We start from the raw sequence: 446 nt of genomic DNA on the forward strand, positions 1-446 counted from the left end.
GTTATAAAGAGATTATCTTTATGATCAGCGGGAAAGGCGCATACTCCAAACTGAAATTTGAAAACGGCGCACACCGCGTGCAGCGTGTTCCGGAAACGGAATCAGGCGGACGAATTCATACATCAACAGCGACAGTTGCTGTATTGCCTGAGGCTGAAGAAGTTGAAATTGATATCCATGAAAAAGACATCCGTGTAGATACTTTCACATCTAGCGGACCTGGCGGACAAAGTGTCAATACGACCATGTCTGCAGTTCGATTAACTCACCTTCCAACAGGTGTGGTTGTATCCTGTCAGGATGAGAAGTCGCAAATCAAAAACAAAGAAAAAGCCATGAAAGTACTGCGTGCGAGAATTTATGATAAATTCCAGCGTGAAGCACAGGCTGAATATGATCAAACGCGTAAATCTGCGGTTGGAACAGGGGATCGTTCAGAGCGTATC

1 protein-coding gene is annotated in these 446 nt (G+C 44.8%); it reads left to right on the forward strand.

Going from position 1 to position 446, the window contains the following annotated elements; translation table 11 throughout:
- A partial coding sequence (locus GFC01_RS18190) for a peptide chain release factor-like protein (protein ID WP_152948513.1) occupies positions 1-446 on the forward strand: 446 nt, incomplete at both ends.

It is taken from the genome of Desulfofundulus thermobenzoicus (assembly GCF_009428905.1).
GTDB lineage: Bacteria > Bacillota > Desulfotomaculia > Desulfotomaculales > Desulfovirgulaceae > Desulfofundulus_A > Desulfofundulus_A thermobenzoicus.